Origin of the sequence: Halomonas sp. MMH1-48, assembly GCF_022348105.1 — a bacterium.
Lineage (GTDB): Bacteria > Pseudomonadota > Gammaproteobacteria > Pseudomonadales > Halomonadaceae > Vreelandella > Vreelandella piezotolerans.
Window position 1 is genome coordinate 1 of the sequence record NZ_JAKRFL010000036.1, and the last position, 11,374, is coordinate 11,374.

The following is an 11,374-nucleotide window of genomic DNA, read 5'->3' on the forward strand; positions in this document are numbered from 1 at the left end:
GCGGGAGCAGCTTCTTGAGGATGGCTTCCCGGCGCTCGTCGGAGTACTTCATCGGAACCTCGTCACGCCCCACATCGTTCAGAGTCTAACAGCCGCTGACACTCCAACTAGCTTGACAGTGGGGGCTCATGCCATCCTGTTAAGCAATCAAGGCCATACCATCAATCAAATCAGTGAGATACTGCAGGTTCGTCGCGATGCCGTATCACGATGGCTCAAGCAATGGGAAGCGTCGGGCCTTGATGGCTGGTCGCAGAACAGCCCCATCAGCTCCGCTCCTTGCACGCCCGCTTTCAGGAGGAGACGGGGAAAAAGGTCAGCATGGTGACGCTCCGCAGGGCGCTTAAAAAAAAATAGGCTCAGCTTCAAGCGTATTCGACATTCATTGAAGGCACGCCGTGATGAAACTGATTTTCGCAACACTCAGGGCCTCCTCAAGGCGCTTCACCAGCGGGAAGACCAGGGCGAACATGAGCTCTATTACTTTGATGAATCAGGCTTTTCACAATCATCGTCGGTGCCATACGCGTGGAGCCCTATTGGTAAACCTTGCGAAGTGCCCGCCTACTCACATAGCCGAAGGCTGAACGTACTGGGGTTCCTCAGCCGAGCAGGGAAGCTGATCTATCACACCGCCACCGAGTCCGTGACCACCGATACGGTCATCGACGCGTTTGACCATTTTGTAGCCCAGAAAGACCCCGACACCTTTGCCGTGGTGGTGCTCGACAATGCCAGCATGCATCGCTCCAAGGCCTTCAGGCAGAAAATACTCGAGTGGATGTCGCATCGTGTGCATCTGGTCTACCTATCGGCTTACTCGCCGGAGCTTAACCTGATAGAGATTCTGTGGCGGCAGATGAAGTACGCATGGCTACCGTTGAGTGCCTATCTCTCATTTGACCACCTCAGCAAGGAGGTCTGTCGCCTACTCGACGGCTACGGGTCTGAGCGCACGATAAATTTTGAATAGCCACTTACTTTTGCACTATTCATTGGTTGAAACGCAAAAAGCTGCTTTTTAGAGTTTTCGTGACATCAATGACTTTTAACAGCTGCTTCGACAGTCAAATAACAAATTAAAACCTCATTATTATAAGGAATCCTAAGGCAAGGGTCTATCATCCCTCGTGTAGGTAGATGCATGAAGGATCTGTTGGAGCAACCGAAGGGAAGCAACAAGAAGCCTGAGGAGAGGGGCTACGTCCAAAAAGGTTCAGCTTTGATCAATGGGAGCCAAAACCAAAGTATGGGCTGAGGTATGGGCTGGATAAATTTAAGACACAAAAAAGCCGCTGAAATCAGCGGCTTATTCGTAATACTTGGCGGAGGGACAGGGATTCGAACCCTGGATAGGCTATTAACCTATGCCGGTTTTCAAGACCGGTGCATTCAACCGCTCTGCCATCCCTCCGGCTTATGGGTGCGTATACTAACAGCTTCTCCTTGTAAGTCAACGCCTTTTGAATAAATTAGTAGAGCCTCAAACCGACGCGGGTAATCATGCCACCCTCCATTTCGCTGACGACCCAGTGGATACCGTGCCAATCTACGTCGTCACCGACCACAGGGTGACCGCCGACTCTGAGAGAGACGAACTCTGCGAGCGTCATCTCCTGCTCGCCGGGGCTCAGTGTCAAGCCATAGGCTTGGGCGATATCCTGCATTTGGGCGTTGCCGTCCAAGGTAAAGGTGCCAAAGAAGGCGCGTTCTTGTTTGAGCTTGGCATCGCCATTGAACAGTCGGTTGAGCGCGACCAGGTCTTCCGTACGACCAATCACACAGATTACATCGCCAAGTTTCAACCGGGTGCTGCCCTTGGGATGCAGCATGACGTGATTGCGGAACAGCGCCGAAATCAGCGCACCCGAGGGGAAGCGCAGCAATCGGATTGGAACGTCTTCAAGGTCTTCGTTTTCGACGACATAAACGAACATCTCAAAGTCGTTATCCGGGAGGATGCCCAGTGGACCGCGACGGTTGGGCGTGGTACCCGCGGGTACTTCTACTTTCAGCCAGCGGGCCATGAGGGTGAGAGAGCCGCCTTGAATCAGCAGCGACATCAGCACCACCGCAAAGGCGACATTAAAGTAGAGCGACGCGTTTTCGACTCCGCCAATCACTGGAAAAATGGCGAGCACGATCGGAACGGCTCCGCGCAGGCCGACCCAGGCAATGAAGAGGGTTTCGCGCCAACGGAATTTGAAAAAGGGTTTAATGCTAATCAAGACGGCCAGCGGGCGAGCGACGAAGATCAACGCCAACGCAACGAAGCCAGCGGGCAGGGCCACGTCCCAAAGCTGGCTGGGCGTCACCAGCAATCCCAGCACCAAGAACAAGCCGATTTGGCTCAACCAGGCCAAACCATCGTGTACGGGCAGGATGAAATTGAGGTGGCGGCCTGGCTGATTACCAATCATCAGGCCCGCTAGATAAATCGCTAAAAAGCCGCTGCCTCCCAGCACGCTGGTCAACCCGAACACGCTAAAGCCAAGTGCCAACGCCAGCATGGCATAAAGACCAGGTGCCAAGTCCAGCCAGCGGAGCAGTTTGGCGCTAAGCCATCCGCCCCCAATGCCGACTGCCAACCCAATACCAAACTGAGAAATGAAGAACAGCAACGTTTCGCCGACACCGCCGATGTCACCGACCAGCAGCTCTACCAGCATCAGTGTTAGAAAGATCGCCATCGGGTCGTTGGTACCCGATTCGATTTCCAGCGTCGCCCCTACCCGTTCGTTAAGGTTCACTCCCCGCCCGCTCAACATGGAGAAGACCGCCGCAGCATCGGTAGATCCGACGATGGCACCTACCAGCAGCCCTTGCACCAAAGAGAGATCGAAGACCCACATGGCGATGACGCCAACGATGGCGCTGGTAATGAAGACACCGAACGTCGCCAGAGAGAGCGCAGGACGAAACCCGACTCGGAACGTTTTAAGACGCGTGCGCAACCCACCGTCGAGCAGAATCATGGCGAGCGCTAGATGGCCGATCGTAAAGGCCATGGAATAGTCATCGAACTCGACGCCTAGCAGGCCTTCCTCTCCGGCCAACATCCCTAGGCCCAAGAAAATCAGCAGTATCGGTACGCCCACCATGGAAGAGAGACGACTCGCGAGGATGCTGAGCGCCATTAGGGAACCACCCACCAGGAAGAACGTATAAATTGCGTCCATGTCTCTCCATCTCTACATTAATGCCGTTCTATTATTGCATGTCGTTGCTGAATTTACTGAGCGTGTTCGCTAGGTTTATGCAAGGGACTAGCCAGATGCTTTGCCTGACAGCTAAACTCCGCCGTCCTACCATCGGGAGTTGAGGTTATGTTGAACGCTTTTTGGCGTGAACGTTCATTAATAGCTCTGTCATGGGTCCTTATTTTATTATTTTCATTTTCAGTGACTTACGCAAACGAAGAGCGTGAAGCAGAGATCACTGAGCCGCCGCTCTCTTTGGATAGCACCGTAAGACTACCCGAGGGGCTGTGGCCTGCCGATGACGACCGGGCAATAGAGGCACTCGAAGAAGCTCCCAGCATGGCAGTGGTACCGCCACCGCCCCTTGATCCGCCACCGCTCAAACAACTTACGCTGATGCTAGATTGGTATTTGAGCCCACAGCATGCGGCGCTTATCGTGGCAAAAGAGCGCGGACTGTTCGCCGCCCAAGGCTTGGATATCGCCCTATCGACCCCAGCTGACCCATCCATTGCCATCAAGCTTTTGTCAGCCGGCGAGGTCGATTTAGCCCTGACTCGCCAGCCGCTTCTGCATCTACATGCCCATGAAGGGGCGCCCATCGTCCGTATCGCCACGTTGATCGAGACACCGCTCAACGCCGTGATCGTGGCGGGCGAAGCGCCCGCACCTGCCAACGTCGAGGACACCCTGGCCGACCTGCACTACGGCTTTTCTACCCGCGAAGGGCGTGACGTGCTGGTAGAGCGACTACTGCCACGCTCGGTGCGCCAAGTGGATGACTTCGTTGCGCCCGAAAGCGTGCATTTCGATGCCGCTGATGCCCTCCGTTCGAGCAGAGTCGATGCCGTGGCGGATGGTTTTTACCACAGCTTGCCCGCGCAACTGGCGGCCGATGGCATCGTCACCCACACCGTTCGCTACAGCGAGCTAGATATCCCCCGCCACGACGGACTCATTCTCGTAGCTAACAGCGATTCCGTGGCTCGTCGAGCCACAACGTGGTCGCGGGTACTGTTGGCGGTGGAAGAAGCCAGCAATTGGATGATCGAGCACCCGGACGAGGCGTGGTCGCTATTGGTCACGACTCACCCCGTGCTGGATAATCCCATTCATCAAACCACATGGGATGATCTGCTTCGCCGCGTCGCGCTAAGCCCGGCGGCGCTGGATGAGCGGCGCTATGCAGCGTTCGAGCGCTATTTACAAAACGCTGGTGCGATCTCTGACGAGCTTCCTGTAGCGCGCCTCGCGGTGAATCCACACCTTCTCATGACGCGTTGACCCACGCCTTAGCTACCTGCCACATCCATCACGCGCTGGAGCTCTATGCACGATACCCCACTAGTGTTTATCGATATCGAAACCACCGGCACTCGGGCCACTCGTGACCGGATCACCGAAATCGCGGCACTGAAGGTAGTGGACGGTGACGTCGTCGACCGGTTTGTCTGCTTGATTCACCCTCAGACCAGTGTGCCCGCCCATATCAGTCAGCTCACCGGCATCTATGATGACATGCTGGCCAACGCCCCTACGTTTTCTGACATCGCCGAGAAGCTGCTGGCATGGCTCGGCAGTGCCTGCCTGGTCGCGCATAACGCGCGATTCGACGCTAGTTTCTTACGCAACGAGTTCAAACGCGCTGGCCATCGCTACCAACCTTCGGTGATATGCACGCTGCGCCTTGCAAGACGCTTACACCCGACGCTGCCCACGCATAACTTGACCGCTCTGCTGGCCCATTTCGATATTCCTAGGGCACATCAGCACCGCGCCGAAGACGATGCCAACGCGCTATGGGAGCTATGGCTAACCTGGCGACGCGAATGTGAAACGGAGCGTTTTCAGGCGGCCCTTACCGATGAACAGCGCCATCGCAGTCTGCCAGCGCAGCTCTCCAGCGATCAGATCGCCGATTTGCCTAGCGCCCCCGGCGTGTATCTTTTTTACGGGCATAACCGTTTGCCGCTCTACGTGGGTAAAAGTGTCAATCTGCGCAGTCGAGTGCTGGGTCATTTTCAGCGCGACCATCAAGACGATAAAGAAATGCGTCTTGCTCAACAGATCCAGCATATCGAGTGGGAGGAAACCGCGGGGGATATGAGCGCTCAGCTACGCGAAGCACAGCTCGTCAAGACGTTGATGCCCATCATGAACCGCCAGCTACGCCGCCAAGGGAGTCTGAAAACGTGGTACTGGCCGAGCAATGCCCTTTGTCCCACACTGGTGAGCGGCAAGGCCATCAGCCAGCCTCAGCCGGGCAAGCTGTTCGGTCTATTTAGGAGTGCCAAAGAGGCCAAAGAAGCGCTACGAAGTGTGGCCGAAGAGCACGGCCTTTGCCCTCGTGTATTGGGCCTGGAGAAAGGCAAAGGGCGTTGCTTTGCGCAACAGCTAGGCAAATGCCGTGGCGCGTGCTGTCAGCAGGAACCGCTGGAAGCGCATAGCCTGCGCGCGCAGCGAGCACTGGCCAAACTGCAGGTGAGCGCATGGCCGTGGCCAGGCCGTATCGTCATCCGTGAGCAGAGCCGCCGAGGCGGCCCCATTGCATATCATGTGGTCGACCATTGGTGCTACTTGGGGAGCGCCACGACCCACCGCTGCGCTCAAGCGCTGACGGAGGACGCGCCACAATTCGACATGGATACCTATCGCATCCTCAACCGCTTTTTGAGCGCGCCCGACCAGCACGGCCTTACGATTGCGCCGCTATGAAAGCATCGATGGCTTGCTGAAACGCCTCGGGCTGGTCGGCGTGTAGCCAGTGCCCGGCGTTTTTGAGGGTGACGAGCCGGGCTCGCGGCAGCACCTCACGCAGCGCGGGCAGCATGTCGTCACTAACGTAGTGAGAGTCGGCGCCGCGAAGCACCAACGTGGCTCCGTCGTACGGGGCATCACCGTCGGGCTTGCCGATAATGGCCTCGTAACCGCGCTTGATCTCGTCCAACCCCACCCGCACGCCCATCACACCCTGCTCATCACGCACTAGATTGGTGGCTAGAAAGAGACGCGTTGGCCGTGAATCGACATGCTCCGCCAGCAAGGCATCCGCTTCACGCCGATTGGTAGGCTGACCTTCGCGCACCTGCTCAAGCGCGGCGAAGACGTCGTCATGGCCGTGCTGATAGGCCACTGGGGCGATGTCGGCCACCATCAGTGAGAGACAGCGCTGTGGGGCTTGGCGGGCCAGCGTAATGGCCACCTTGCCGCCCATGGAGTGCCCTAACACGTGGGCTTGCTCGATGCCCAACTTATCCAGCGCGGCTAACACGTCCTGGCTCATGGCCCGATAGCTCATGCCTTCGGCGTGGGGAGAACGTCCGTGGTTTCGTAGGTCCACCGCGACCACCCGACGCTTTCGCTGCCACACTTTCAAGTGAGAGCGCCAATTGTCGGCGCTACCGAGCAAGCCATGAATCACTACCAGCGGCTGGCTTGTCTCATCGGCCTCGGCGGGCAGGTCCATCACGTAAAGATCCACGGGGGCACGGTCGGTCATGCTACGTCCTTATCGGTTAAGCGGTTCGCGGTGAGGCGTCGTGTTGTCCCGTCCATACCACCAAGCGACGCGTGAGCCACGCCAGCAGCAGCCCATAAAGCGGCAGGAAGAACAGTAGGCTAATGCCCAGCTTAATAGCGTAATCGACGGCAGCAATTTCTACCCAGTGCTGCGCCATGAAAGGATCAGGACTGTTATAGAAGGCGGTGGCGAAGAAGGCAAACGTATCCGCTAGATTGCCCAGGATCGTCGAACAAACGGGCGCGACCCACCAAGCCCACTGGCGCAAGCGATCGAACACCTGCACATCCAGCAGCTGGCCGAGCACGTATGCCAGAAAACTTGCCACTGCAATGCGGGCCACGAAAAGATTCCACTCGCCAAGCGCTTCGATGCCAGCGAAGCTGCCTCGCGGAAAAATCACGGATACGACGTAGGAGACCAGCAGCGCGGGAAACATCACGCGCAAAATAATACTACGCGCAGGTCCTTTACCGAACAGGCGAACCGTCAAATCAGTCGCCAGAAAGATAAATGGGAAACTAAAGGCGCCCCAGGTAGTGTGAAAACCAAATAGCGTGAAGGGTAGCTGCACCAGGTAGTTACTGGCGGCGATGATGGTGATATGGAAAGCGACCATCACCATGAGGCAACGGCGATGCTGAGCGTCGGTTAAAGCGAACATGCGAATTGACCTTTTTTTAATGGAGAGGGGTTAGGGAACCCTCAAAAAAGCGCCATAAGCGCTACTGGGGCGCGCATTATACGCGTTACCAGCAGTAATGAAAGGCAGTGGAACGTATCTAGCCGCCCCACCGCCCCGGCAGCTAGGCTCTTACAGGGCGGTGGCGCGTGCAGCACAGCATTAGTGATCGGTGGGAGTAGCCTGATCAGCGGCACCCACATTGCGTTCGCGCATCGCGGTATGCACATCGTCCAGGCTGGTCGGATCATCGATGGTAGAGGGTATCCCGAAGGATTTACCATCGGCGATATTACGCAGCAGTTTGCGCAATATCTTACCAGAGCGAGTTTTGGGTAACCGGTTGACCACCAGCACTTGCTTGAAACACGCAATGGGGCCTATGTGATCGCGAACCCGCTCGATGAGCTCGGCTTCAAGCGTTGCCTCATCGCCATTAAAGCCATCTTTGGGGATCACCAACCCGACCGGCACCTGACCTTTCAACTCATCGTGAATACCGATTACGGCGCACTCAGCCACGGCAGGATGCGCCCCCACCACTTCTTCCATTTCACCGGTAGAGAGACGATGTCCGGCGACATTGATCACGTCATCCGTACGCCCCATGATAAAAAGGTAGCCCTCTTCATCGAAGTAGCCGCCGTCACCGGTCAAATAAAAACCTGGGTAAGCCGCCATATAAGCGCTATGAAAGCGCTGTGGGTCTCGCCAAATGCCTACCAGACACCCCGGGGGGAGCGGCTGCTTGATGACGACACTGCCCTGCTGCATGGCGGGTGCCTGTTCGCCATCGCGATCTACTATTTGCACGTCGAACCCAGGCACGGGGTATGTCGCAGAACCCGCTTTGGTGGGCGCCGCTTCGATGCCTGGCAGGTTGGCAGCAATCGGCCAGCCGGTCTCGGTTTGCCACCAGTGGTCGATCACCGGCACATCGAGCAGGTCGTCTAACCAGTGGAACGTAGGCGGGTCTAGACGCTCGCCTGCCACGTATAAGTGCTGCAAGCTACTGATATCGTACTGCTCTAACTGCTTGGCTTCGGGGTCTTCTTTTTTGATGGCTCGAAACGCCGTGGGCGCCGTGAAGAAGCTTTTCACTTTGTACTCATCAATCAAGCGCCAGAACGCCCCTGAATCCGGGGTCTTAACGGGCTTGCCTTCGTAGACGATGGTCGTGCAGCCACGCAGTAGCGGTGCATAGACGATATAGGAGTGCCCCACCACCCACCCCACATCGGAGGCGGTGAACATGACGTCGCCGGGATTCAACCCATAGATGGCTTCCATGGAGTAGGCCAAGGCGACGGCGTAACCGCCGGTGTCACGCACCACCCCTTTCGGCTTCCCAGTGGTGCCAGAGGTATACAGTATGTAAAGCGGGTCGGTGGCTTTGACGGGGACACACTCAACATAAAGCGCCTCTGCCTCCAGCGTCTGCCAATCCACATCGCCAGGCTGCAGCTCGACGCGGTGCACATCGCGCTGGTAGATCACACAAGCATCGGGCTTGAAGCTGCTTAGAGAGATAGCTTTGTCGACGATCGGCTTGTAGGGCAGCACTTTATCGACTTCGACACCGCAGGAGGCAGCGATGACCACTTTGGGTTCGGCATCTTCGATACGAACCGCCAGCTCATGGGGGGCAAAACCACCAAATACCACCGAATGAACCGCGCCCAAGCGGGCGCAGGCATACATGGCAATCATCGCTTCGGGCACCATGGGCATATAGATGATCACGCGATCATCTTTGTTCACGCCCAGCTTGGCGAGCCCGCCCGCAACATGCGCCACTCGATCGCGCAGCGCTTGGTAACTCAGCGTTTGTTTTGAGTTGGTGACCGGGGAGTCCCAGTAAAGCGCAGGCTGATCGCCGCGACCTTGCTCGACATGGTAGTCGATGGCGGCGTAGCAGATATTCAGCTCTCCATCGTGAAACCAGCGCGCATGCTGCTGCTCATCGTAATGGAGAATGGTGCTAGGTGGTGTGTACCAGGGCACTCGCTTGGCTTGCTCGGCCCAAAACATGTCTGGATGTTCGATGGCGTGTTGGTAGGTACGCTGGTAGAGGCTCATGGTGACCTTGTGATTATTGTGTCAATGAAAGAGCATCTTTAAAGCAAAGATGGATTGTCGACACTTTATAAAGTAATTCACCAACCCACCCTCATACTATGGGTGTAAACGCGACCAAAGACGCATCCAAACGCCAGTATTGTCGACAACGCACGACCTATTATCATTGATAGAGCGTTAAACCCATATTTGGACAAAAACCCCTAAATTACTGATCATTAAACAACCCAATCCTCGCGACGCGACGATGGCTACATAACCTATAACAACGCTGTCATAACAGTGTAGGCAAGGAGATTTTCATGTCTGCTTCTACGAGCGCCGCTACACGACTTCTGGAACATAATGGTCACGCCATCGAGGCGGGCACGCAATTGCTTAAAGCACTAGCCAACGAAAAACGCTTGCAGATTCTGTGCCTACTGGCTGAGAAAGAATTGTCAGTGACACAAATCAATCAGCAGCTCTCGTTGAGCCAATCGGCCTTGTCACAGCATCTAGCCATCTTACGTCGTGACCAGTTGGTCAATACCCGCAGGGAGTCACAAACCATTTACTACTCTCTGAGCAGTGAAAGCGCCAAGGCGATCATCGCCACCCTGGCGCAACACTATGCGGCGTAGCGCACCATCGCCGCCAGCCACCGATGTTAGCGGCGCTGCCACCCTGCGGCATCGACCACGCCTAGCACCTTCACAATGGCATGCTCTACCCCCGCCGACACCGCCAACCCCACCTTACGGCTAAGTGTTTTCGGCGGCTCTAGCTTGACGCGGTACACCTGTGCGTTGGCGATCCGCTCCACTAGGTAAGCCTCACTGGTACCGATACTATCCACCAGTTTTTGCTCCAACGCTTCACTGCCATACCAAATTTCGCCTGTCGCGAGCGTGTCGATATCCATCTCTGGACGATGTCGGGAGACATACTCTTTGAACAAACGGTGCGTGTTTTCCAAATCATCGATGAACTTCTCGCGCCCCTCTTCGGTGTTCTCTCCCAGAACCGTCAACGTACGCTTGTATTTACCGGCAGTCAGCAGCTCGACATCGATATCGTTACGTTTGAGCAAGCGGTGGATATTCGGCACTTGCGCCACTACGCCAATCGAGCCGATCACTGCAAATGGTGCGGCTTTGATGTGACTGGCCGTGCAGGCCATCATATAGCCTCCACTAGCAGCCACTTTGTCAATGCACACCGTCGTCGTCAGACCCGCTTCTCTGAGCCGATCGAGCTGGGCGGCTGCTAGGCCATAGGCATGTACCAGACCGCCCGCTGATTCGAGCCTGACGATGACTTCATCATCGCCACTGGCTACGTCGATCACCGCAGAAACTTCCTGGGCAAACCGTTCCGCCTGAGACGCTTTGATATCGCCATGAAAGTCCAAGACCCAAACGTTTTGTTGCGATGAACTGCCACTATGACCTTGTTTGGCTGCTTTTTGCCTGGCCTTCTCCTCCTGACGAAACGCTTTGATGAGCTTTTTACGCGCCCCTTGGACGGTCGTCGTCACACGCAGACGGCGCTGGCGTGCCCGACGCTGATCATTGAGCGACTCGACATGCAGCTTCAGGCCATGTTCGCCAGTCTCTTTGCTGCGCATAACGATGATCAGCAATAGCCCGACGGCCCCCATGATCAGCGTGGTTTGCAGTAAGAATGTGCCCATTTCCACGACCCACTCAGCCATCATCACTCTCCTCTGCTGTGTTTGAAACGTTTGCTTTTTTGTTATCAATCAAGCCTGCTTTTGGCGTTAGTTGTAATGTTCCGGATGATCAAATCGCCTATAGGAGTTATCCTTTGCTAGCCGCCAGGGAGCTTCTTCAGCAATTCATCCGGGAACAGGTTCATGGACATCAAGCTGCATAAACAAGCAACGACAAC

General features: G+C 56.1%; 7 protein-coding genes, 1 tRNA gene and 2 pseudogenes. 4 read left to right on the forward strand and 6 right to left on the reverse strand.

The features are described 5' to 3' along the window. Positions 1-124: 124 nt before the first annotated feature. A pseudogene (locus MHM37_RS16870) lies at positions 125-973 on the forward strand (IS630 family transposase); the annotation flags it as partial. 350 nt (positions 974-1,323) lie between these two features. On the opposite strand, the gene MHM37_RS16875 reads toward MHM37_RS16870, so the two are convergent. Together MHM37_RS16875 and MHM37_RS16880 are read right to left on the reverse strand one after the other, a co-directional pair. Further along, positions 1,324-1,414: transfer RNA gene (locus MHM37_RS16875), tRNA-Ser, on the reverse strand. A gap of 58 nt (positions 1,415-1,472) precedes the next feature. Beyond that, positions 1,473-3,179 (reverse strand): potassium/proton antiporter, encoded by a 1,707-nt coding sequence (locus tag MHM37_RS16880; RefSeq protein ID WP_139527662.1) that lies wholly within the window; start codon positions 3,177-3,179, stop codon positions 1,473-1,475. Positions 3,180-3,401: 222 nt separating this feature from the next. Here MHM37_RS16880 and MHM37_RS16885 point away from each other — a divergent pair, with 222 nt between their 5' ends. Next, positions 3,402-4,484: an ABC transporter substrate-binding protein gene (locus MHM37_RS16885; RefSeq protein WP_343218260.1), complete on the forward strand. Its 1,083-nt coding sequence runs from the start codon at positions 3,402-3,404 to the stop codon at positions 4,482-4,484. 45 nt (positions 4,485-4,529) lie between these two features. Beyond that, positions 4,530-5,915: an exonuclease domain-containing protein gene (locus MHM37_RS16890; RefSeq protein WP_239297419.1), complete on the forward strand. Its 1,386-nt coding sequence runs from the start codon at positions 4,530-4,532 to the stop codon at positions 5,913-5,915. On the opposite strand, the gene MHM37_RS16895 is transcribed toward MHM37_RS16890, so the two are convergent. The 3 genes and pseudogenes from MHM37_RS16895 to MHM37_RS16905 form a co-directional block, all read right to left on the reverse strand. After that, positions 5,896-6,699 (reverse strand): alpha/beta fold hydrolase, encoded by an 804-nt coding sequence (locus MHM37_RS16895; protein WP_239297418.1) that lies wholly within the window; start codon positions 6,697-6,699, stop codon positions 5,896-5,898. The genes MHM37_RS16890 and MHM37_RS16895 overlap by 20 nt on opposite strands. 16 nt (positions 6,700-6,715) lie before the next feature. After that, positions 6,716-7,384: a 7-cyano-7-deazaguanine/7-aminomethyl-7-deazaguanine transporter gene (locus MHM37_RS16900; RefSeq protein WP_239297417.1), complete on the reverse strand. Its 669-nt coding sequence runs from the start codon at positions 7,382-7,384 to the stop codon at positions 6,716-6,718. Between the two features lie 180 nt (positions 7,385-7,564). Further along, positions 7,565-9,487, reverse strand: a pseudogene (locus MHM37_RS16905) (propionyl-CoA synthetase); the annotation flags it as partial. A 296-nt stretch (positions 9,488-9,783) separates the two neighbouring features. Between MHM37_RS16905 and MHM37_RS16910 the strand changes: the two are divergent. Beyond that, entirely contained in the window at positions 9,784-10,104 is a 321-nt protein-coding gene (locus tag MHM37_RS16910) for a metalloregulator ArsR/SmtB family transcription factor (protein WP_139527673.1), read from the forward strand. Positions 10,105-10,130: 26 nt separating this feature from the next. Here MHM37_RS16910 and sohB read toward each other — a convergent pair whose 3' ends face one another. Then, positions 10,131-11,177, reverse strand: coding sequence for a protease SohB (sohB, locus tag MHM37_RS16915; RefSeq protein WP_239297414.1), 1,047 nt, complete (start codon positions 11,175-11,177; stop codon positions 10,131-10,133). Positions 11,178-11,374: the final 197 nt, after the last annotated feature.